A 22,846-nucleotide genomic window follows, 5' to 3' on the forward strand; every position below is an offset into this window, starting at 1 on the left:
CCCGTAAACGCAGGCGGTCCCGGCCGGTGGAGGCAACCCACCGGCCGGGACCTTGATCGGACAACGGAGGTCCGACTGATGACAGACCTTACGGCCCCGATACCGCCGCGCCCTCGGCCCCGGATTCACCACCTGCCGCCAGGGCCGCTGCCGACGCGCGCGGTGCTGGAAGGCCCGGTGGCGCGATGAGCACCGACCTGACCGACCTGGCCAGGGCCGACCGGCGGGTCGCCCGTGAGCTGGCGACCGCTGAGCGGGAACGGCTGGCCAGCGCGCAGCGGATCGCCGACGAGGACGCGGCGGTGCAGCGACGCCTGCGCGAGCAGGAAGGGCGGCTGCGCCTGGACGACCAGCGCGATCGGCAGAAAGCTGACCGCGCCGAGCGTCGCCGCAAGGAACGCGAGAACAAGCGTGAGGCGAGGCGCAAGCGGCGGCAGGCCCGCCGGCAGGACACGGCGGCGTGGTACGCGCGTCGCGTCGAGTACGTACGGGCCAACGCCGCCTCGGTCTACTCTGGCGTGATCTACGGCCTCGCCGTAGCCGGCGCCGTGTATGGGCAGGTCGACGCTGCCAGGATCAACGGTCTGCCCACGCCGATCGGCGTCGTGGCGGCGGTCGCCATCGAGGGCACGGGCCTGGCGATGGCCCTGACCGCACAGCAGCAGCGACTCGCCGGGGAGCGGGCGCTCGCAGCGCGGGCGCTGATCTGGATCTGCACGGCGGCGGCGGTCGCGATCAACGCCATCGGCCACCACACCGACCCGGTCAAGGCGGTCGGGCTGTCGTTCCTCTCGGCGCTCGGCATCATCGTCTACGAGGTCCGCAGCGGAGCCAAGCACAGGCCGACGCTGCGCGACCGGGGCATGCTGCCGCCACCGCCGGAGCGGTTCGGATGGCGGCGGTGGCTGGTGGCCCCCCACTCGACCCTCACGGCTTGGCGGCTGGACGTGCTGGACCGGCTGAGCCCCAGCGCCGCGGCCCTGGTCGCTCGTGCCGAAGCCGCCCGCCGTGAGCGCCGCCGGCTCGCCGCCGTCGAGCGCGACCGGGAACGGCGGGAGGCACTCGCGGCAGACGTGCGGAAGCAGGCGCGCACCGCCGCCCGCAACGCTGCCCGTGCCGGGGAAACCGGCAAGGCCCTGACACTGCTGCTGCACCTCGCCCAGACCGGCACCTCGGTACCGTCACTGGCGCTACCCGGGCCGGCGCGTAAGGAGATGGAAGCGGCGCAGGAGGCTGCCCGCCTGGCCCGAGCGCCGCTGGCGGAAGCGGAAGCGCGGCTGGCCGCAGAAGCGACCCGGCGCGCTCAGGCGGAAGCGGAAACCCGGGCGGCCCGCCAGGCAGCGGAAGCGGAAGCAGCGCGGCGAGCGGAAGCAACCGAGGAGGCGCAACGAGCGACGCGGCGGGCGGAACACGAAGCCGTCCTGCGGGCGGCGGCCGAGGAAGCAGCAGCGACTGCCCGAGCGGAAGCGGAGCAGGCGGCGCGAGGTCGGGGGCAGGCGGAAGCGGAAGCTCAGCAGTGGCACCGGCGCGGCGAGCTGGCGGAAACGGAGGTCGCCAACGTCCGGCTCAAGGGCAGGGAGCAGGCGCGGGTACAGAAGGACCTGGAGGTGCGGGCGGCAACCGCTGAGCGTGCCCTCGCTGACGAACAGCAGCGCCGCGAGGCCGCGGAGGAGCAGATCCGCGGGCTCATGGAGCGGATGTCGCCACGCCGTCGCCGCACGATGTCGAACGCGCCAGCGGGCGAGCCGCTGATGTTCGACGGGCGGCCGGTACCGCAGGTCGACCGGGTCAGCCCGGCCACCGTCCTGGCGGTGCTCGAAGCGCATCGGGATCACCCGGACGCGAAGCAGCAGGAGTTGGCGACCTTGGTGGGCGTCAGCGACCGGACGGTCCGGAGCGTGCTTTCTGCGGCATCGCGGAAAGACCTCGTCACCGCCGGCACCTGATCTGCAAGTCCCCGCAATTTGGCAACACCTCCCGGTGCCAGTCCGGGAGGCGTTGCCCGTACTTACACCGAGCGCGGATGCCATCTCCTGCCCGCACAGCCCCGTCGCCCCCACTGGATCAGCCGCCCGGCCACGCCAGAGCCGAACCTCGCCGGGCTCCTGCGGATGCTTATTGCACCTGCCCACGTTTGCAGAGGACGGTTCATGATGCGTACTGACGTGGTGCTTCCGGAAGCAGCGGAAGCAACCGGCGACGTTGCTGCCGGTACAGTGACCCTTACCCGCGACCGGAGCCGCCCGGCTGCGGCGAGCGGAAGCGGAAACGGCTGCCTGGCGGGCGACGCCGGGGCACATCGGGACGTGAGCGCAGGGGGTTGCGTGGAGCTACGGGTGGTCAACGACCGCCTCTGCACGAACCGTCGCGGGGCCGCGGAGTACCTCAACCGGAGCCTGGAGACCATCAACCGGGTCGCCTCACCGAAGCATCGTCCTACCACCGGCTGGCGCGAGCCGGTCGACGTGGTAGACGGCCAGGAGTGGTACGCGCTTGAGGACCTCGACGTGTTCAACGCCTCATACTTCCAAGTCAAGTGGACCGCTCGCATGGCGAGGGTGCACCAGGTCAGCCTGGAGGGCGACCCGGACGAGCTGATCAACGCCAAGGAATTCCGCACCCTGATCCGAGTCACCCATGGAGCCTGGTCCAAGTACGTGGAGAAGAGCGTCCCGGCCTGGGAGGAGGACCGGGACGGCTACCTGATCAAGCCAGATCTGGAAGAGCCCGGCCGTCGCGGGATCATCCGCTCCTGGAAACGTCACCGGGTCGAAAGCTGGATCAACAACCGCACTGGTTCGGCGTCGAGCACCGGCCGACCGAAACAGGACGCGCAACCGGACGCCGGAGGATGAGCCCCAGCTGCCCCTAACACCGCGGCTGGCTGGGGTGCCGGGCCTCCTGGCCCAGCTGCGCTAGGCCTAGCGCAGGACACCGCAGGGGTAGCCCTGGCGCCACCCCGTCATCGGCACCGTCGCTGTTGTCGCAGACCCACAGGTCGGCACCAGACAGCAGCGGGAGGACTCACCGATGACGACCAGCGCCGCGACCACACCGCAGTCCCAGGTCTGGACCGAACAGGCCGTGCGTGCCCTCGGCATGACCACCGACGTCGAGACCGCCGGGGAGATTCTCGGCATCGGCCGAACGAAGGCGTACGAGCTGGCCAAGACCAACGAGTTCCCGGCGAAGATCCTCCGCATCGGTCGCCGCTACCTCGTCAGCGTCCCAGCCCTGCTCAAGCTTCTCGGCGTCGACTAGCCGCGACCCGGATCACTCGATGATCATCCGAGTGCACGCCCGTGGCACCCTCGTGGTCGCCGCGATCCGCCGCGCGTACGCCGCCCGCGCTGTGACCGACCCGGCACCCCAGTTGGTCGCCGCGTGGGCCGGTAGCGGCGAGCTGGCCGATCTGGAGCCAGCGCCCCGACCAGGTGGGTACGACACCACTCGCCTGGCCGTACTGCTCGCCGAACCGATGAGGGCAGGCGCCACCACGCCGACCCGGCCCGTCTGGCGGTGCACCCTCGAACTCGACCCCACCGAACGGCGGCTCACTCACCAGGAGTGGGCCGCCGCCGTCCGGGATCTCCTCGACGAAGCCGGCCTGGCGCCCCACGGCGACCGCAACGCCGTGCGGTGGATCGCCATAGCGCACGGACACGCACGGGTCGACGTCGTCGCCACTCTCGTGCGTCAGGACGGCCGGACCGAACCGGCCAGCGACGACCGGCACCGGTGCGCGCACGCCACCCGCAACCTGGAACACCGACTCGGACTCGCAACACCTCCGCCGGGACCAGATACCACCACGCCCGGCACTCCGCGCGCCGCTGCGACTCGCCGGGCCGCGCCCCCCTCGGCCCGTGAGCGGCTGCGCCGCCAGGTCCGCTCAGCCGCAGTCGTCGCTACCGACGAAGACGACTTCGTCCACCGGCTACGGGCCGCCGGGCTGCGGGTGCGGCTACGGCGCAGCCGCGCCGACAACAGCGTCACCGGCTACGCCGTCAGCCGTCCCGCCCTGCCCGGCATGGACCATCCGCCCTGGTTCGGCGGCGGTCAACTCGCCCCCGACCTGACCCTGACGCACCTGCGTGCCCGCTGGGCCCAGACACCCCGACCGTCCGAGACCTCCACACCCACCACGGCGGAGCAGTGGCAACACCTGTGGCAGGAAACGGCCGACGCGATCACCAACGCCGCCGACGACCTGGCCCGGCCAGCGCAACCGTTGTCCGCACAGGCGGCCCATGCCTTAGCCGACATCCTGACCGCCACCGCGATTACCGTCCCGCAACCGCAGGCACACCGCCTGGCCCACGCCGCAGAACTGCTCCACCGCGCCATCGGTGAGAGGCGGGAAACCCCGCTCCCGGCTGCGGATGCCCGTGCGGTGCACCTTCGTTCCCTCGCCCGGCTGGTCGGGCTGATGGGACAACTCAGCAGCGACCGCACCGGTGCCGCCGCGCTGCAACTCGTCTACCTGCTGGCCGGCTTCGCCGACAACCTCGCCGCTCTCCGGCAATCCCAGCAGCGGCGTAGCCAAGCTGCGGCGGCCTCCACCGCCGCCGCGCGCCTGCACGCCTCGGCTGGCAGGCACGGTCGTCCGCCCGCGACACCGGCACCCGACCAGCCGCTACCCGTAGCCCCGCTACGGTCGGCCCGGCCGGCCGCCCGTAGCCGCTCCCGGTAGCGCCGCCGAAAACCCGTGCCCCGCAGCGTCGCCGATATGGAACCCGAGCATCACGATCCCTGGAGCGAGGGCAACCAGCGCGCGATGGAACGGCTCATGGCCCTCGGCGTACTCGTCGAGGCCGGGTCGCGGCTGGCCGCTGAGAACGCCCGAGCCAAAGCCAACCGAGCCGAACAGGAACTACGCGACCAGACACGCCGGGAGCAGGACGAGCAGAAGGCGAACCGGAAAGCCGAGCGGCTCGCCGCAGCGGACGCCTCCCGACGCAAACGGGAATGGGCCCGTCTCGCCGGGGACGAGGACCGGCTACGCGGCTACCTTGCGGACCTGCCCGTCGTCGAGGTGGCGCGGCACTGGGGACAGGCGGCCCAGAACGCCGACCGCAATCCCACCGACGCCACCGTGCTGACCGCCGCCGAAGAGGAACTGCGCCGCCGCGCCCCGAGCCTGATCGACTTCTACCACCGGGGCCGCGACGCCGGCCTGTCACGCCAGGACGCGATGGCGGACGCGGCCCGCTACGTCTGGTCCGGATCCGGCCCCGCCCGGCCACATGGCGGCCGGGCGCCCACCGCCGGCGCGCTCACCCAAGTTGGTGAAGAACTCGACCAGGAAATCACCCGGCTCGCCGGCACGCTGGACCCGGTTGGCCGGGCCCGACTGCTGCGCAACCTCGAAGACAGCGGCTGGTCCGCGCAGTCACTCGCCCACATTGAGACCCTCCTCGACCGGGCCGAGGCCGAGCAGCGTACCGCGGTCACCACCGCAGCCACCCCTGACGACCCCGCCACCGCCGTCAACGAACACCAGACGGCTCGCGCCGCCGCCGTAGCGGCAACCGGCCGCGCCGGTGACCTCGCCGCCGATGCCAGCGCCCACGACGCAACCACGCCAGCGGCGGCACGGCTGGCAGCCGAGTCCTTCGCCCTGCCCGCGCAGCGGGCACTCACCGCCCACCCGAGCGCCATGCCAGCCCGTACCCCGACCGCGCATCCCGCCCAGAGGAGGACCCGGTGACCAGCCGCCGTGACGAGGACCTGGCCGGAATGGTCGCCGCCTTGCAGACCCAGGTCGCGGAACTCACTCAGCGGCTCGACGACCAGGCACCCGGTGCCACCGAGGCGCCGGCCGCCTTGAGGTTCCCGACCGTCGAAGCCTGGGTCACCGGCTTGTTCCTCCCGATGTTCGCGTGGCGCGTCGACGGGCAACGCTGGCACTGGTGCCCGCAGTGGTGGCGCCACGCAGAGGCCATCTGGCGCCTCGAACTGCTCTGGCGCTCCTGGGAAGTCAGCCGCCTCGCCCCGACCGGCATGTCCGGCTGGTCGGTCGAGGTCGACCGGCACATCCACGAACTACTCGGCGACGACGGACCTTTCAAACAGTGCCGGGCCGTCGACGAAGACCGCACAGCCCGTCACACCGAGCTGCCGTCGGCGACCGCCGACTCCGCCCCCGACGGGTGGTGGGACTGATGACCGCCCCGATCCGAGCGGTCGCGTTCGGCGGAGGCGTCCAGTCGACGGCGCTGCTGGTCCTCGCCGCCACCGGAAAGATCAACTTTCCCACATTCCTCTTCGCCAACACCGGCACCGACTCCGAAGACCCGGCAACGCTAAAGTACCTCCAGCGGTACGCCAAGCCGTACGCGGCGGCGCACGGCATCGAGCTTCACGAGCTGCACCGCACACGCCGCGACGGCACCGTCGAGACCCTGTGGGGCCGACTCACCCGCGAGGGATCCCGAAGCCTGCCCATCCCGGTTCGCATGTCGAACGGCGCACCCGGCACAAGATCATGTACTGTGGACTTCAAGATCAAGGTCATCGGAAAGTGGTTGAAGCAGCACGGCGCGAGCCGTGACAGGCCGGCGACGGTGGGCATCGGCATCAGCCTGGACGAGATCGAACGGGTCAACAGACGCCAGGCGATGCCGTACGAGATCCCGGTGTACCCCCTGCTTGACCACGATCCTCCACTACGCCGCCACGACTGCGCGGGTATCATCGCCAGGGCGAAACTCCCGGTTCCGCCCAAGTCCGCGTGCTGGTTCTGCCCTCTCAAGACGCCCCGAGGCTGGGGCGAGATGCGGCGCGATCGGCCGAACCTCTTCCACTCGGCCTGCGACCTGGAAACTCTCCTGAACGCGCGGCGGAGCACGCTCGGCAGAGATCCGGTCTGGCTGACGCGGTACGGCCGTCCCCTCGCCGATTCGATCCCCGAAGCGCAGCAAACCCTGCCATGGCTCGACCTTGAACCTGGCGACGGCCTCTGCGACAACAGCTCTTGCTTCACCTGACCAGCGCCGACAACTGCTCGGTGCGAGCACCCGAGGGCGGGGCGCGACATGCCTCGTCGGTTATCCACAGGGCTTCGCTGCCGTTGTGGACAGAGTTCTGGGCCGTGGGAAGGATCCGGGAATGGACTACATCACCGTGCTGCAGCAGGCCATCACTCGTGTGGAGGAACGGGGAATCGTCGACGAGACGGAGGCGCAAGCCGGCCTGCGACTGGCCTGTCTGGCCTTCGACTCTCCGGATGTGCCCTCCCAGCAGTGGGCACTGCTCGGGTTCGAGTTGCTCACCGCGCTCGCCGAGCTGTACCCCGAACCGGCACCGATCGCCGTCACCGTCACCACGGCGCGGTCCTCGATCACGTCCACCACAACGCAACGGACCCTCATCCGCCTCGTCTCCGTGCTGGGGGACGGCTACGACCAGGCGAGTCAGCAGCCGGAGGTGTCGGCCCAGCGCCGCTTCGCCTACGCCGCGACAGCCGAGCGATTGAACGCTGCGGTGCGAGGTCTGGTGTGACGTACGGAAACTGGCTGTCGCGGGCGCACGACGAGCTCACCCGCGCGCAAGCACGCCTACCGTCCGATCCGGCGGTCACTCTCGATGACGTCGGAGCGACCGTCGTGGCCCGGCAGCGGGTCTATGCCCGGCTGGCCAAACTCGTGGAGCTGGTCGTCGGCGGCCAACCGGCTCGTGCCGACATCGACCGCGGAACCGTCGATGTCGCTCTGCGGATGCAGGCGGGGGATCACACGACACGGCTCTACCTGGGACTCACCGCTGCGGCTCGCAGCGACCGGCAGGCTGCCCCCGCCACGCCCCCGATCTGCCGGGTCGGGCGCCATCTGGAGTCGGCGGCGGAGGCGATCGCGGTGGCCGGGGAGATCCTGGCCGGTCACACGCCGCCGGCCCGGGAGCCGCTGACGCCGGAGGGCGTGGCGATTCGTGCCGGTGCCGGGCGAAAAGCCGGCTTGGCCGACATCGCCGTACTGACCACCGATATGCTGGCCATCGACGCAGGGCTACCTGAGTGGCTGTCCGGCAGCCATCGACTCGCGTACGGCGCTTTCGAGACGGTGGCGGAAGAGGCCCGCTGGACCAGCAACGGCTACCTGACCGAGGTCGTGCACCAGATGATCTCGGCCGCCGGCGACGCTCCATCACTGCTGCACCTGCTGGAACCGCCGCCACCGGTCCCGGTAGGTCGCCGGGCGATCAGCGATGGCGCGTCGGCGCTGCGCTCGCTGGTCGCGACGCGAGACTGGATGCACCGCAACCCCGGCGAGGTGCGCGTCATGCACCTGGCCAAGGCGACCCAAGCGGCACTCGCGGTCAGCGCACTCGCCTCACCCGGCGCTGTTGGAGCGGACTGGCGATCATGGAGCGCAGCGGCCCACGCAGCCGGTCAGCTACACGGCACGCCCCCACACGGCCCGGCGGCAGCGCAGACAGCCCGTGAGCTTGATCTGGTAACAAGATGGGTCCGTCCCGGGCCACCGCGACCAGGCCATGTCACCAGCCGTGGGTCCCGACTCGAAGCGATCGACAAGCTGGCGGCGGTGCTCCCGTCACTGTCGGAGGTTCTGCGTGTGGCAACCCAGACGGCCGCTCGAAACCGCCACTTCTTCGTTCTCGGCCGCCGGCAACTCGAACGCGTGCCCAGGTCGCTCGTGTACCACGCTGTCGCACGATGGTGCGTTGCGCAGCCAGACGACGAGCAGGTCTACCGGTTGAGGTCAGCGCTCGCGGCTGTGGGGGCCTCCGCACTCGCATCGACGCCGTCGCACCTACCCCGCGCCGCACCACGCCTGGCCAAGCTCGCCTTCGCGGCGCCGGTCGACGCCGAGCCGAGCCAGCAGGCGAAAGGCGCGATAGACCGGGCTGCACGGGAGGTCCTGCTACGTCCGAGCCGCCACGATCATTCGCGCCGGTGAGTCAATGTCGCCGGACAGGTTGGTGTGAGGTTCCGCTCGCCTCAGTGGTCCGAGTCTCCGGGAAATCGGGTAGCAAATCGTGGGCAGGGCGCTCTAGGCTGTTCTTCGTAAGCTTCCGGAGTAAGGGCCCTACCGGGTGCGCAACCGGTGGATCGCCCAGTTCCTCTGGCCCGTCTCCTCTGCGGGGCGGCTACGACGCCGGAAGCAAGGCTTTCAATCGGTCCCCGGGTCTTTCCCGGGGACCGATTGCGTTTTCCGATCGGACGCACAGGGCCGCAGTCGGTCAGCGTCGCCGGCCGGCGGCCGGCTGACCGAACCCTCGCACCGACTCGACCTGCGGCGTCGTGACCGCCGCAGGACCGGTTCCTGCTTCCGTGAAGGAGGTCTTGGCCAGGGCCGCCGGGGATCCTGACGCCGTCACCGTCGCGTGGGCGTTGGTTCTGGTCGTCGTGGTGACCAGAGCCGGTGGTGCGGATCGGGCGTGGATGAGTAGGACCGTCGCATCTCGCGCGTTGTGCTGCCCGACCCCGCGGGCGAGCCGGTCGGCGCTGGCTTGGGCATCGCTCATGCCCGCCAGCTCTGCCGCGAGCTGGCGCTCGGGGATCGCGCGGTGCACGCCGTTGTTGCACAGCAGCAGCGGCCCTTCGTCAAGAGGGCACACGCTGATGTCGCCGGCGCGGATGCTGGAGGTGAGCAGCACGTCCACGATACCGGGCGATGGGTGCTCTCCCTGATCGCGGCGTTGCCGGGCGGCGGTGTGATCGGCGGTGACCTGGGCAAGTTGGCCGGCTCGGATGGTGTAGGCGCGGCAGTCGCCGGCCCAGGCAAGCTCCCACCGTACGCCGTGACGGTGTGTCGGGGATGGGTACGCAGAGACGACGAGCAGGGAGGCGTCGCCCGCCTGGCTGGGGTGGACCCCGCTGTAGAAGGCATTGATCGCTGCCCGCGCGGCGTGCAGCCCGGCCGCTGGCGTGGAGCGCAGGCTGACCGTCGCCGCGATGTCGGCCGCCATCTGCGCGGCGGTCGCGGCCTGCGCGTGGCGGCCGATGCCGTCGGCAAGTGCCCAGACGGTGATTCCGCTGCTCGGGTCGTGGCGTGTGATCGCAGCAGTGGTGCCGGCGCGGCGACTCCCCGTGTTGTGAGCTGTGGCCGAGACGGTGATGTCCGTCTCGGCTACGCCATGAGAAGGGCTGGAGGGCGTCGGGACCTCGGCTGGTGGGCCTGCCGCCGGTTCATCAGCGGAGGGCGGGGCGGCCGTGTCCGGAGGAGGGTCGGTTCCGCCGGGGGTGTCGGTGCGGGCACTCCAAGCCTCGATGACCCCACGCGCGACGTCGGTCGAGGCCAGGCCGAGCCGCTCGGCGGCGGCTTCGGCCATGTCACGGGTGGCGTGCGGCGCGTCGACGAACAACTCGGCGATAGCCCGGTAGGCGGTGATCCGATCTTCGACGAATCGGACCGGATCGGTGATCCGCTTGGTGGCGAACAGCCGGTCGATCGTGTTGGTCATCTGGACCTGAGCGAGAGGCTGGACGGCACCGATGATTTCGCTGATCGCCCAGACGGGATCCATGGCGCCGAGCGTGTCGGCAGGGTCCTGTCCCTCCGGCAGGCGTACTCCGGAGACCTGGCCGGGCCATCGAGAGGCGACCGGGTACACCCGGTCGACGGCTCGACGTCCGGCGTCGTCGCCGTCGAAGGCCAGGATCAGGTGGGCACCTGGCAGGGTTTGTTGGATCAGGTCGAGCTGATCTCGGGTGAGGTTGGTGCCACACGGTGCGACCGCGTACAGCGGCTGCGTCTCGGGGATCGCAGCGTGCGCGGCGGCCATGCGGTGCATCGCGAGGACATCGGCGGCGCCCTCGACGACGAACACGATCGGGTCGCCGATACCGGCGGGCCGGTTCGCGAGCTGCTGGCCGAGACCGTACAGCAGCAGGCGTTTGCGGTAGATAGCCGTCTCTGGCGTGTTCAGCCACTTGGCCTCGGCGCGTCCGCCCAGGTCGCGGGCGGTGAATCCGACGACGCGGTTGTGCACGTCGGTGACGGGGAACATGAGCCGGTCGCGGAAGCGGTCCAGTAGGTGTCCGCTCCTGTTTTGGATGAAACCGAGACCGGCGCCGGTCACCTCCTCGTCGGTGAATCCCGCTGCCCGCAGGTGGGTTGCCAGTTCGGTCCACCGTCCCGGTGCGTAGCCGACCTGCCAGGGGCCGGTGGGGTCCGCTGCGGTGTTGATGCCGTGGCTGTGCAGGTAGCGGGCCGCCTTGCGCGAGACAGGCAGCCGGCTGGCGTAGAACTGGGCGGCGGCGGCGTTGACCGCGTAGAGGCGTTCCGGCGGCGGGGCGGGCCGCTCACCGGGCATCGTCGGCCTCCGTGGGCGTGGCCGACGCAACCGTGCTGTCCGTGTCCGCCCGCAGCGTTGCGAGGGTGTGCACATGCACGAGGTGGGACAGCGCCCGCAGCTCACCGGCGAGCTCGTCGATCTGCCGCTGTAGGTCGGTGAGCATCGCCTCGACCCAGCGCAGGTCGGCCGACAGCCGGGCGGAGTGGTCGCTCATGACAGGTCTCCGCGGTCGGTGGACGTTGTTGTGTCCGAACTCGACGGACCGAGGTGGTCGGCACCCAGGTCCGCGCGGGCGGTGCGGGTGATGGCCTCGACATTGGCGGTGGTGTCGGCACCGATGATGTCGGCGTGGTCGCCGCGATACCACGGCATCAGGTCGATCATGGCGGCTCGGGCGCCGGTCGCTAGCAGGATCGCCCGCCCCCGCTTGAGGGCGCGGAGGTCGCCCGGTTCGAGGATCCGGCGCCGTTGGGCGCTGGTGGAGTAGCTGGTGTGACCGTTGCCGTCACGGTTGATCGAGGTCGTCGCGACGTCGTGGTCGCCGATCAGGCGGGAGATGTCCTCGGCGTGGCGGGCGTCGTCCAAGCCTGCGCCGATGACCTTGACGGTGGCGGCGGACCAGAGGGCCGTCATGCCGCGCTCGCCCCACACGCCCTGGCCTTGGGCGATGTTCTGGATGATGGTGATCGGGATGACCCCTCTACCGCCGAGATGGCTGTAAAGCTGCGGCAAGTCATTGATCTTGCAGATGTTGGCCGCCTCGTCCAATACCGCCAGGACGGGCGGGTCGATGCGGCCACCGGCCGCCTCGGCGTGGACGACAGCGGTGCGGAACACGGCGTCGGTGAGCGCGGCGACCAGGGGAGCGGCGGCACCCGCGCCCTCCTTGCTCAGGAGGTAGAGGGTGTCGCGGGAGCCGGGGAACGTGGTCACGTCGAGCCGGTCCAGGGCGCTGGTCGGCGGTGTTACCCAGGCCATGATTTCCGGATCGGACAGGCACCGGGCGGCCGTACGCGCGGTTTCGTAGACGCCGTCTCTGGTTTCCGGGGCCCCTCCTTGACGGCCGGCGAGCGAACGGGCGGCCTGGGGGTACCCGGCGGCGCGCAGCAGCGTGACCGGTTCGCGGCTGGTCACGTCGGACAGCCAGGCTTGCACGTCGGTGAGCGTGCCGCCGGAGTTGGCGGCGGCGAGGAACAGACACATGAGCAGGTCCCCGGCGGCCAGCGGCCAGAACGGGTCGGAGGAACCGACGCCGCGGATCTCCTGGATGAAGTGGTCGGCGAGCCGTGCGGCTTCCTCGACACCGGTGATGGTGGCCAAGGGGTTCCACCAGAGGGTTTGAGGTTGCCGGGTGACCCGCTGAGGGTCGAACGTCCAGACCCGGCCGACCCGCTCGCGGGCTCGGGCGGTGGCGGCCCACAGGTCGGAGCGGTTGCTGGTGGCGAGCACCGGTCCCGGGGCGTCCAGGATCGGGGGTACGGCGAGGCTGGTCGTCTTGCCGGCCCGGGGCGCCATCACGGCGAGGAGCACGTCTTCCCAACTGGACCGCAGGACCGGCCCGCGGCGGCGGCCCCCGGTGACGAGTCGTCCAAGCGCGATGCCGATCGCGGTGGCGGGCACCTGCTTGGGTGCACGTCCGGCGAGGCTCGGCCGTAGCCGCTGTGCCCGCGCAAGCGCGGTCGCGCCGATGAGCTCGTCGACGTCGCGGGTGCGGGCGAGGGACGGCAGTGGGTCTCCGGCCTGCGGTCGGCGGGCCTGCCACCACGCCCACGCCCAGAAGCCGGGCACGACCGTCGTGGTAAGCAGTAGCGCGTAGAGCAGCGCTACCAGTAGCGGTGGCACGCCGGGCCACAAATGCTGCCAGTCCTGGTCAAGCAGGCGCTTCGTGAACTCCCAGCCGAAGGACGGGCCGGTGTCCCAGGGGCGGCCGGCGGCCACGGCGGCGAGGCGGCCGGCGATCCACGCCAGCCAGGTCAAGGCCGCGGTGGCGGCGCAGGCTCCCAGGATCAGCCACGGGGCTAGGGGGTATCCGCCGGCGCTACCGCGTGGGTAGATCGGCTGCTGGTTGCGGATGCCGCTCATCGGGCACCTGCCCGTACGGCGGCGTCGGTGTCGTAGAGGGCGAGTTCTTCGCCGACCAGGTGCAGCGCGACGGGCATTCCCGCCCGCTCGCCGGTCTTGACGAGGTACTTCCCGCGACCGGGATGCATGGCGCCGGGCACCAGTGCTTCGGGGGCGGCCCAGGACGCGACCATGTCCCGCTCGGGCACGGACAGCCGGACCATTTGGCTGATCCGGTCCAGTTCCCGGCCAGGCAACGCGGCCAAGACTTTGATGGCGCACCGTTCGGCCATGCCGCGACCCTTGGCGCGGTCCTCGTCGCTGGCCAGCGCGTCCAGGTCGTCCAGCGAGTGGGTGAGCATGATCTGTGCGACGCCGAGGTTGCGCGACAGCCGGGTGAGCGCGTCGGCCGGCTCGACCAACCCGGGCGCTCCCCGGAGCGCCCGCCACAGCTCGTCCATGATCGCCAGATGTCGCCGCCGGGGAGCGAGACCCTGGTCGGCGAGCACGGCGGCAGCGTCGATGACGGCGTACCCGTAGCTCCAGGTGGACAGCATCGCCGCGGCGACCAGCTTGTCGCCGGCGGCGGCCACCCGGGAGATGTCGATGCTGACCGCCTTGGCGGACAGGTCGATCGGGGTGGAGGTGGCGGAGTCGAAGACACCGGCGAGCGTGCCCTCGCACAACAGGCGCAGGGTGGCGACCAGGTCGTCGATCCGGCGGCGGTAGTCGGCCGCCGAGGTAGCCCGCGCCGCGGCGCGGATGGTGTCCGGTCCCTGGTCAAGCACCGCGAGCACGTCGGGGATCACCGGATCTCCGGTGCGCCGTTCGGCAAGCAGGTCGACGACCCTGCCGAGGACGACCTCCTCGGTGTTGCTGACCTGCCCGCCGTCGCGCACGAGCGTGCACAGGGCGATGAGCAGGGTCAGCCGCCGCCCGCGTACCTCCAGGCGAAGCTGGTCGGCGTCGGGTCCGCTCATCCGTGACAGCACGGTGCCGAGCGGGCCGGCGTCGAGCGGGTTGATCCGGTCCAAGCCCCTGCCGACCCGAATGACCTGGCCATCCAGGTGCTGCACGACCCGGCTGTAGTCCGGCTTCGTGTCACCGAGAATCAAGATCTGGGCACCGGTGGCGGCCATTCCCATGACCAGCCGCTTGGCCAGGGCGGACTTGCCGGCACCCGGCTGGCCGAGCACGAAGACACCGGTGTTGGTAATCAGTCCGGCGTTGAGCCACTCGAACGGGTCGAGCAGCACGGACTCACCCCAGAGCTGGTGGCGGCCGATCGGCACGCCCAGCAGGGGAGCGCCGCTGCCGGCGGTGAACGGGTACAAGCCGGCGGCCTGCACGGTCGTGGCCTGGTACTCGGTACCGGCCGTTACGTGGACGGCGCGACCGGCGCCCGGTCGACGCCATCCCCAGGCCGGGGGGATCGGGCCGAGCGCGGTCACGTCAATATCTGCGAATGCCATGGGAGTGCTCCTGGAGAGAGGGAAGATCAGTTCGGCCACTGCTGGGCCAGCACCGGCGGGCAGATCCCGGCCGGGAGGGTGACGGCGAACCCGGCCGCCTGGGAACGCCACAGGCGGCGAAGCCGCACCTTGCACGTCTCCGCGCGGCTTTCCACATCCGCGACGGCCCGGCCGAGGTCGGCCGGATCGAACACGGTGGTGGTCACCCAGAGGCTGATCAGGCCGACACCTGCGCCGAGCGCTTCTTCTCGTGCGGCTTGCGCGGCCTGCTCGTGGTCGGCGATGTCCCGGGCGGTCGGATCGAGCTTGCGGGCTCGCCGGTAGGCGGACCGGAACTGGGCGGCGTTGACCTGCCGCTCGACCTCGCCGGCAGCTTGCCCGGCGGTCATCGGGCGGTACAGCAGCGTGACCCGTTTCGGCTGCTCGCCGGGGGCGAGCAGCCGGGCGAGCACGTGGTGCGTGACCGGCTGACGCGGTGCCTCGTGCCACGCCCAGGTCACACTGGTGGCGCCGTCGTGCTCGTAGCGATCGGTGTGTTCCTCGGCGGCGACCGGGCCGGCGTTGCTCCAGTCCAGCAGCTCGGCTGCCGCGTCCGGCGCGGCGCTGAGCAGCCGGGTCACCTCGCCTCGACTGGTCGGATCGAAGGCGTGCCGCACGATTCCGGCGATCTGCGCCGCTGTCGCCCGACCCAGCACCGTCAGCCCGCACCCGGCCAGCGCGTCCTGCAAGCCGGGCAAGGCGCGATCGACCTCCGCGAGACAGTCCGGCACCGTCTTGGGACGGGCCGGCGACGCAGCCGGCTCGAAGGTGATCGACACGGTCGTTTGCACGTCAGCGGCGGCCTGTGGTGCGGCGGCGATGAGCTGCTGGATCACTCGCACCGCTGCCGCTGGCCCGTCCGGTGCCAGCCGGCCGGTGATGTAGTCAGCCAGCCGGGTGCCGGAATCCGGCGCGGTGTCCACCGTGACCGCGACCCATCGCACGATCGGCACGTGACCGAGGCCGGCCAGCCAGCCGCCCCAGTTCGACACCCAGGCGGTCGCCGCCTCCGGGTCGGCCAGCCAGGTCGACTGGGCGGCGCACCGCAGGGTGACGGTCATGGTCCTGAGCCGGCGATGCCACACCACGCCGTACGTGCCGCCGTGGCCATCATCGACGGACAGCAGGACGGTCGGGGCGAGCACGCCCGGCAGTTGCCAGGCGTGCTCCTGCGCCGACATCACGCCGCCGCGGAAGCTCGTGCGGCCACGGCCGGAACCGGCGACCCAGCGGAAACGCTGCACGAGCGCCTGCGCCAGCGACACACCGTCCCACTGAGCGACGTTGCCGACGATGACGATCAGGCAGACGGGGCCGACCACCGCGAGAGCGGTCAGACTCACCGACACCGTGATCAGCGCGACGGTCATTGCCGCGAGCACCACCATCGTCTGACCGAAGCCGAGCCCGAACATGCCCAGCGGTCGAGCGCGACGCCAACCACCGTAGGTTCGTGTCTCCTCGGCCTGAGCGTTCGTAGGCATCCTGATCACCCGGTTTCCGTCGAACGGGACGCGGTGCTCGCCGCGGACTTGACTGCTGCCCCCGCCACCTGCGCGCCGACAACGACACCGGCGACGACAGGCGCGGCAGGGCCCGCTGCGGCGGACGCCCCGACCGCACCGGCGCCTGCGGCACCAGCGCCCGCACCGGCTGCGGCGCTGCCGCCGGCCGTCGCCGTCGTCGTAGCGCTGCCGGCTGAGGCGCTCGCGGTGGTGGTCGTCGCGGTACTCGCCGAGGGGGCGGCACCAGCGGTGGGGGAGGGGCCGGTGAATACCGGCGGGGTCGGTCGAGGCGTGCCCGATCCGCTGTCGCCGCCGCTGGGCTGCGGCGGGTAGCGGCGGTCCATATCCCGGGCATAGTCCGTCGCGGACATGCCGGATGAGCCGCGTCTCGACGCGACCGCGTGCAGCCCTGCGGCGCCCGCCGCAGCCAGCATGCCGGCGGAGTTCCCGGTGGTTTGTACCGCGCCGACGGTCCAGTTGAAGAACCGCATCATGGCCGGCAACGCCACGAGCGTCATGCCGAGCATCCCGGCACCGATGAACCACGTCGAGATATCCCGGTTCTGCGGATCGCCGACGAGCATGAACGCGACCGCGTAGCTGGTGGCGGCGAACGGCTCGTAGAAGACCATCGCAAGCAGCCAGCCGAGCACCCGCTTCAACCAGTTACTGGTGGCGGCGGTGAAGCTGCCGCTGGCGGCGAGTTGCAGCATTCCGGCGAGGATGATGATGGCGCCGTTACGGAACAACAGCAGCATCGCCTGCACGATGCTCGCCACGAGCACGACCATGCCCACGACGACCACCAGGACGCTGCCGATACCCGGTCCCACCGGAAGCAGCAGCATCTGCATCCGCGCGGCCAGCGCGTTGGTCTTGCAGCCCGGGTCGACGCCGAGCCCTGGCGCGCAGTCCATACCCCAGGTGAGGACCCACTCGGTGTAGGACTCGCACGCCCGGAGCAGCATCTGCGTGCCAGTGAGGCTTACCGCGCCGAACAACGCGGTCGTGAACAGCCCTTTCACCACCGCGACGAGCGGTTCCCCCTTGCGGTTGATAATCAGCAGGAGGGACTGCCACATGATGCCGCCGACCGAGACGATCAAGGCGAACGGCAGCATCCACCGCTGGAGAGTCTGTGCCGCTGGCGCATGCTCGACGTCGACCGGCGGCAGGTACAGCCACCACGTCACGGTCGACGTGATCAGCGTGGACTGGGCCTGGCTGATCAGGTCGGCAAGCTGGCCGATCATCGTGTCGGCCACGGCGCCAGCGACTTCCGTCGCGCCCTCTTTGAACTGGCATTTGAGATCCCACGCGTCGCACATGGCTACCTGCCCGGCAGCGGCGTGTAGCTGCGGACAACGGCAGGGCCGACCAGGGCGCGGACCGTGGACCAGTCGCCCCGGGGCGGGGCGATCAGACTCCAGTCCGTGCCCGTCCAGGAGACCTGCACCACCGTGGCCGCGCGGGCGACGCCACCGTTGCCGTCCGGCGCCTCGATGAGCAGCCGCAGGCTGGCCGCATGCGGGCCGTACGAGTCGATGCGGACCCCGGCGATCGAGGCGTAGATGGGAGACAGCGGATCGCCGTAGGGAATCTGCAACTGCTCCTGAGCAACGGCGTAGTCCTGGGTCACCGCGTCGATGTATGCCGCAACATCCGGCCCGACGACCTGCTCACGCAGCGTCGGTTCCCAGATCCGGGGCCCCACCTGCGGACTGGTCCGCACCAGCAGGTGCAGTGCGGCGAGAACGGCACCGGACGGTGTCTGTGCGAAGCCTCGCGCTCGCCCAGCGGAGGAGTCGCGGGGACCCGCAGTGGCGGAGACCGGCAGATTCAGCCCCGCCACGGTGGTCCAGGTCAAGTCGGTAGGCCATGAGACCTCGTCGGCCACCTGCTGAGGTACGTCGGACGCCGGAGCGTCTGCCGGCGCATTTGCCTCGGTGAGTGGCTGCCCAGGCGAGGCGTGATCGTTCCGGGTGTCGTCGCCACTGCGGGCGACCGCAACCGAAGCCAGCACAAGCAGTGCCAACCCGACGGCGGCGACGACCATGGGACGGATGCGGCGGCGGGGCGCCGTGTGCGAGATGCGGCGGTTCACGTGAGTGCCACCCCCGCGATGCCGGCGGCCAGACTGGTCAGCGCCAGTCCGGCGAGCACCCAGGGCACGCCTGCGGCGCCATCCACGGCGGTCTGCGACCGGTTACGCCGTCCGATGATCATCATCCCGGCGCAGATCATGAATCCAAGGACGCCCGCGACCAGCAAGATCCACTTTCCCCAGCTGAGGAAGCTGGTGGCTACCGCTTCCATTCCGGGCGGTGCCGACGGCGCCGGATTCGGGGCGTTCACGGCAAGCACCGCTTGGCCGGCAACGACGAGCTTGAGGACCATCTCGATCTCCTCCGACAATCGAAATGCGGCCCAGTCGGGGCCGCTGCCGGAGACGTTCGTCGGGGTGCGGAGCCGTTACGGTTACCGCCGACGTTGACGGGAGCGCTGCGGGCGCTAGGGGTAGCCCTGGTCCGGAACTGTTCACCGCTGCTGCGCGCGGGTATCCGGAGCGAGAGGGGCATCCGCGATTTGCTGAGCAGGCCGGTCCCATGGCTGGCTCTCCGCGGGTCGCCGAACCGATTGATGTCGGCGAGGCGAATCCACGCCCTGGGCTCCCCTCTTGTTCGGGCGCGGAGCCGGTGGCGTTACGGCGCTACGGCAGCGTCGCCGCCTACGGGCGGACGCGAGCGTGACCAGCATGATCCGCTCCAGTCACATTCCCGCCCTACTGGCGGTCGTCTTCACGGCCGGGCTGCTCGGCGCCTGCTCGGCAACAACTCCTCAGCCTCGTCCGCAGCCGTCCGTGGCGGCGTCGACCCAGCTCGTAGATCCGTCGGTGGACTACCACGACCCGCACGCGGTGTGCGCGGCGTTCGCCGTCGCCGCGCATCGCGTGGACACCGCCGTCGACCGTGATCGCGCCGACGTCTACCGGCGGGCCGCGATGTACCTGGACGCCAGGTTGGCTGCGGCGGTGGTCGACCAGGACTCGGCGCGCCAGACCCCGCAATGGCAGGAACTGCTCAACCACCGCGCCTACACCGACGTTCAGCTCGGCCCGTACGCCGGCGACGCGCTCCCGCCCGACACCGCCGAACAGCGGCACGTCGGCGCACTCGTGACAGTGCAACCGATTGGGCGTGACGGCTGGCGGGGCACGCTCGAACGCCACACCGTCGTGTGCGGCCTGCGGCCGAGCACGGACGGGTGGCGGATCAGCGAATACGAGATCGGCTGATCGCGATGACCGGCACGAACGGACAAGCCAGCCCGACATCGGTGCGCGCCCTCGTACTGCTGCTCACCGGCGTGGTGGCCATCGCGGCCGGTTTGGTCGCCTTCGTGGCCTCGGGCGCCGCCACCCTGCTCGCCGCGAGCCCGGCGCTGGTCGCCGCCCCCGCCAGCGGCCCACTCAACGTCGACGCCATACCGCCCCATGCGCGTTACCTCGCTCCCTGGGTGGTCCGCGCCGGATCGATCTGCCCCCAGATCACGCCGCCGATGATCGCCGCGCAGATTGACCTGGAGAGCAGTTGGCGTGCCGACGCCGTCGCCGACAACCCGCCCGAGCGCGGTGGGCCTGCCATCGGCATCGCGCAGTTCCAGCGCGGCACGTGGGCGAACTGGGGCGACGACTACGACAACGACGGACGCAACGGGCCGGACGACCCCGAAGACGCCATCTACGCGATGGGTCGCCTGATGTGCGACCTCGTCGCGTGGGCCTCCCGCAACATCGCGGCGAACGTGCTGAACGGCGACCCGCTCGACATCGCCTGGGCCGGCTACTTCTGTGGCCGCAGCTGCATCGCCAACGCCGGCGGGGTACCGGCTGCAGGTAAGGCACACGACTATCCCCAGCAGGTCCGCTCCCGCATCGGCAAGTACACCCTCGAAGCAGGAGGCACCGGCGCCTGGCGCCTTCCGCTACCCGCCGACAGCTACCAACTCGTCAGCAGGTTCCGGCCGCCATCGCGGCCCAGCCACGACGGTGTCGACCTCGCCGCGGCGACCGGAACTCCGATCTACGCCGCTGCGGCTGGCGTCGTCCTGGCCGCCCGGTGCGACAGCGCGTACTGCGACCGGCCTGGAAACCCGAACCTGTCGGGCTGCGGGCTGCTGGTCAACATCAACCACGGCAATGGCATCGCCACCCGCTACTGCCACGCCGTGCGTCTCGCCGTCTCCGCCGGCGAGCAAGTCCAGGCCGGGCAGCTCATCGGCTGGGTCGGCAGCACAGGCCGCTCCTCCGGTCCACACCTGCACTTCGAGGTCCACCGAAACGCGCCGCCGCTGACGGCTGCCAACGCGGTCGACCCGCTGTCCTGGTTGGACTCGGTGGGGGTGCATATCCATCGATAAGCAGGAACTCGGCATTTCCGACTTTCTTGTCGCTGGTTCCTGCTGGCGCTCCTCGCGAGCCCGGCCATTTCTGGAGGCATCACCAATGTTGGTAAGTGCTTACGACTCTCAGTCCTCGCGACAGATCGCCGGCTCGATCACGGTACGGGCGGTGGGCCGAGCTGCTAATCGCAGTCATCTGGCCGAAACGCGCGTCATCGACGTCGGCGGCGGGTGGCACGCGGGCACCTGGCGTGTCGACCTACGACGGCTTGCCGACCGGGCCCGCGTGACGGCACTCGCCCTGCGTACCCAACCCGGTGAACGCCAACTCTCCGACCACGACTGGTCGGAGATTGTGCGCGGCATCGCAGACCGTGTTGGTCTCGCGGACCGGCCATGGGTGGCTGTGCGAACCAACCCGACCACGCTCACCCTGCTCACCGACGCCACCAACGGGCCACTGCACACCGAAGCCGCACGGGCCTATGCCCGTACGCCAGCAGTCACCTCCCGAACTACGCCCACGCATCCACGACCGGCGTCGGCAACACCCACCGCCGCTGCCGACCCGAGCACCGCCGGGACGGCCAACCCGGAAGCTCCGCCTAATGGCGTTGCCCAGCTGAGCTTTGCGGCGCCGCCCACTGCCGCGCCGGGCGCTGCCGCTAGCTCCCCGGCCCACCAGCCCGGTGGAGCGCCGATCCACGGGGCAGTCGCCCGTCCGCACACCAGATAGACGAGGGACCGCAGCATGACCGTTCCGCGCCGACGACGCCATCCTCCGCAAGTCACCGTCACGAAACAGGCCACCCCGGCCTTGGTCGGCGTCCGTGCCGCTGCCGCTGCGGCTGCGGCTGCGGCGCGGAGGTGCCCATGACCCGCCGACCTCTTACCCGGGACGCTGTCGCAGCGCATCTGGGCTACTACTGGGCAGATGCGTCCTGGCCGGCCCCATCGAACCTGGCCGCCTTAACGGCCGTAGCGTGGAACGAGGGGTGGAACGAGGCACCGGTCTCACCCGCCGACGATCGACAGCTGGTTGGCGTTGACTTTGTGGTCAAGGCCGTCTTCCCGCTCGGTTTCGCCTCCGGCAAGCGAGCCGGAGTCCTGGCTGTGGACGGTCACATCACCGCAGCCGCCCACGAGGCGACCGGCCGCCTCAGCGACGAGAACGACCCCGGGCGCGTCGTGCGCGGACTCCTGGACCAGTTGACGGCCGCGGCCCATGACGAAGTCCGACGTCACGACGGAGCGAGTACGGAAGCGGGAAGTAATCGTCCGTTAGGGCGGACATTCGAGGCTGCGGCCAGCGACAACCGCGCCCGCACCAACGCGCAGCGCGCCGCAGCCGCCGCCAGCGTCGCCTGGACCCACGCCGTCAAGGACGGATGGAGACAGGCGTACTGGACCGCCAACCGCATCATCATCCCGATCCGGGACAGCAAGCTCGCTGCCACAAACGCCATCGACGGGATACCGGCCGTCGACTGGCTCGACGACCTCGCCGAGGCGGCTCGGGCGATCGCCGACGAACGGCCCGGCCAGCACCCTGCCCAGCTCGCCCGACTCGCCGGACCGGCCGAGACACCATCGACCGCCAGCGGCGACCATGCGGCCCGCGAGGCCCCATCGGCGGCCAAGAACCACCACAACAACGGCCTGGATAAGGGCGACCGCAGGCACCGGGGGATGTGATTCCATGGGAAGGAAGCGCAAGGAGATAGCCGGGCAGCTGTCGTTCGACGACTACCTCTGGGCGCGTGCGTCGGAGCCGGACGACTTCGACGAGTTGGAGGTGGAAACGAGTGAACCAGTACGCAGCGCAAGCAATGAGTCACTGGAGGAGCCACCTGCCGAATCGGTATCGGCAGATCGAGGACCCGGACGAGTTCTTCACGGAACTGGGGGAGCAAATCGCCCAGCAGATCGAGGAGCTGAGCAGGACGCTGGCAGGCCCGGACCCGGAGCAGGAGACGTACCTGAGCAAGGTCGGCCGGCTCAACAACGCCAGGCTGAGCGCCGAGGGCCAGGTCCTGCGGGAGATGCTGCCCGACCCGGCAACCGACTTGAGCCCGACCCGCTAGAACCTGCCGCACCGCTACCGGGGGC

Annotated in this window: 21 protein-coding genes; 13 read left to right on the forward strand and 8 right to left on the reverse strand. The window is 70.6% G+C overall.

Features of this window, described 5'->3' with window-relative positions; all coding sequences use genetic code 11:
* Positions 1-185: 185 nt before the first annotated feature.
* From B118_RS33410 to B118_RS0107415, 9 genes are all read left to right on the forward strand, one after another.
* Complete coding sequence (locus tag B118_RS33410; RefSeq protein ID WP_028192573.1) at positions 186-1,946, forward strand: DUF2637 domain-containing protein; 1,761 nt, start codon at positions 186-188, stop codon at positions 1,944-1,946.
* Between the two features lie 360 nt (positions 1,947-2,306).
* Positions 2,307-2,855 (forward strand): hypothetical protein, encoded by a 549-nt coding sequence (locus B118_RS0107380; protein WP_238323875.1) that lies wholly within the window; start codon positions 2,307-2,309, stop codon positions 2,853-2,855.
* A gap of 175 nt (positions 2,856-3,030) precedes the next feature.
* Positions 3,031-3,261 carry a helix-turn-helix domain-containing protein gene (locus tag B118_RS0107385; protein ID WP_028192575.1) on the forward strand — a complete coding sequence of 77 codons (231 nt, stop codon included), beginning with the start codon at positions 3,031-3,033 and terminating at the stop codon, positions 3,259-3,261.
* Positions 3,262-3,280: 19 nt separating this feature from the next.
* Positions 3,281-4,693: a hypothetical protein gene (locus tag B118_RS28025; protein WP_050592788.1), complete on the forward strand. Its 1,413-nt coding sequence runs from the start codon at positions 3,281-3,283 to the stop codon at positions 4,691-4,693.
* A 36-nt stretch (positions 4,694-4,729) separates the two neighbouring features.
* On the forward strand, positions 4,730-5,710 hold the full coding sequence (locus B118_RS0107395; RefSeq protein WP_028192576.1) for a hypothetical protein: 981 nt from the start codon (positions 4,730-4,732) through the stop codon (positions 5,708-5,710).
* Positions 5,707-6,165: a DUF4913 domain-containing protein gene (locus tag B118_RS0107400; protein WP_028192577.1), complete on the forward strand. Its 459-nt coding sequence runs from the start codon at positions 5,707-5,709 to the stop codon at positions 6,163-6,165. The genes B118_RS0107395 and B118_RS0107400 overlap by 4 nt, the downstream gene beginning before the upstream one ends.
* Entirely contained in the window at positions 6,165-6,989 is an 825-nt protein-coding gene (locus B118_RS0107405; RefSeq protein WP_202902324.1) for an adenine nucleotide alpha hydrolase family protein, read from the forward strand. The genes B118_RS0107400 and B118_RS0107405 overlap by 1 nt, the downstream gene beginning before the upstream one ends.
* A 121-nt stretch (positions 6,990-7,110) precedes the next feature.
* Positions 7,111-7,503: a hypothetical protein gene (locus B118_RS0107410; RefSeq protein WP_028192579.1), complete on the forward strand. Its 393-nt coding sequence runs from the start codon at positions 7,111-7,113 to the stop codon at positions 7,501-7,503.
* Positions 7,500-8,918, forward strand: a complete 1,419-nt coding sequence (locus B118_RS0107415; protein ID WP_028192580.1) for a hypothetical protein — start codon at positions 7,500-7,502, stop codon at positions 8,916-8,918. Before B118_RS0107410 ends, B118_RS0107415 begins: the two co-directional genes overlap by 4 nt.
* 283 nt (positions 8,919-9,201) lie before the next feature.
* On the opposite strand, the gene B118_RS0107420 is transcribed toward B118_RS0107415, so the two are convergent.
* The 8 genes from B118_RS0107420 to B118_RS0107455 form a co-directional block, all read right to left on the reverse strand.
* The gene (locus B118_RS0107420; RefSeq protein ID WP_028192581.1) at positions 9,202-11,277 is read right to left on the reverse strand and encodes a toprim domain-containing protein; all 2,076 of its coding nucleotides are present in this window, start codon (positions 11,275-11,277) and stop codon (positions 9,202-9,204) included.
* Complete coding sequence (locus B118_RS0107425; protein ID WP_028192582.1) at positions 11,267-11,473, reverse strand: hypothetical protein; 207 nt, start codon at positions 11,471-11,473, stop codon at positions 11,267-11,269. Before B118_RS0107425 ends, B118_RS0107420 begins: the two co-directional genes overlap by 11 nt.
* Complete coding sequence (locus B118_RS0107430) at positions 11,470-13,341, reverse strand: type IV secretory system conjugative DNA transfer family protein (protein ID WP_028192583.1); 1,872 nt, start codon at positions 13,339-13,341, stop codon at positions 11,470-11,472. The genes B118_RS0107425 and B118_RS0107430 overlap by 4 nt, the downstream gene beginning before the upstream one ends.
* Entirely contained in the window at positions 13,338-14,792 is a 1,455-nt protein-coding gene (locus B118_RS0107435; protein WP_238323876.1) for a hypothetical protein, read from the reverse strand. Before B118_RS0107435 ends, B118_RS0107430 begins: the two co-directional genes overlap by 4 nt.
* Positions 14,793-14,818: 26 nt before the next feature.
* Positions 14,819-16,315 (reverse strand): SCO6880 family protein, encoded by a 1,497-nt coding sequence (locus tag B118_RS0107440; protein WP_043541075.1) that lies wholly within the window; start codon positions 16,313-16,315, stop codon positions 14,819-14,821.
* A gap of 5 nt (positions 16,316-16,320) precedes the next feature.
* Positions 16,321-17,601: a hypothetical protein gene (locus tag B118_RS0107445; RefSeq protein WP_028192586.1), complete on the reverse strand. Its 1,281-nt coding sequence runs from the start codon at positions 17,599-17,601 to the stop codon at positions 16,321-16,323.
* 65 nt (positions 17,602-17,666) lie between these two features.
* Complete coding sequence (locus tag B118_RS0107450; protein ID WP_028192587.1) at positions 17,667-18,440, reverse strand: DUF8175 domain-containg protein; 774 nt, start codon at positions 18,438-18,440, stop codon at positions 17,667-17,669.
* Positions 18,437-18,733: a hypothetical protein gene (locus B118_RS0107455; RefSeq protein ID WP_019031277.1), complete on the reverse strand. Its 297-nt coding sequence runs from the start codon at positions 18,731-18,733 to the stop codon at positions 18,437-18,439. The genes B118_RS0107450 and B118_RS0107455 overlap by 4 nt, the downstream gene beginning before the upstream one ends.
* A 358-nt stretch (positions 18,734-19,091) precedes the next feature.
* Here B118_RS0107455 and B118_RS0107460 point away from each other — a divergent pair, with 358 nt between their 5' ends.
* The 4 genes from B118_RS0107460 (at position 19,092) to B118_RS28040 (ending at position 22,821) form a co-directional block, all read left to right on the forward strand.
* Positions 19,092-19,631, forward strand: coding sequence for a hypothetical protein (locus B118_RS0107460; protein ID WP_043541082.1), 540 nt, complete (start codon positions 19,092-19,094; stop codon positions 19,629-19,631).
* A 5-nt stretch (positions 19,632-19,636) separates the two neighbouring features.
* Positions 19,637-20,755 carry a M23 family metallopeptidase gene (locus B118_RS29530; RefSeq protein ID WP_050592789.1) on the forward strand — a complete coding sequence of 373 codons (1,119 nt, stop codon included), beginning with the start codon at positions 19,637-19,639 and terminating at the stop codon, positions 20,753-20,755.
* 855 nt (positions 20,756-21,610) lie between these two features.
* Positions 21,611-22,432: a hypothetical protein gene (locus B118_RS28035; RefSeq protein ID WP_019031274.1), complete on the forward strand. Its 822-nt coding sequence runs from the start codon at positions 21,611-21,613 to the stop codon at positions 22,430-22,432.
* Positions 22,433-22,542: 110 nt separating this feature from the next.
* The gene (locus B118_RS28040; RefSeq protein ID WP_238323877.1) at positions 22,543-22,821 is read left to right on the forward strand and encodes a hypothetical protein; all 279 of its coding nucleotides are present in this window, start codon (positions 22,543-22,545) and stop codon (positions 22,819-22,821) included.
* Positions 22,822-22,846 lie beyond the last annotated feature (25 nt).

The organism is Salinispora pacifica CNR114 (assembly GCF_000514775.1).
GTDB lineage: Bacteria > Actinomycetota > Actinomycetes > Mycobacteriales > Micromonosporaceae > Micromonospora > Micromonospora pacifica.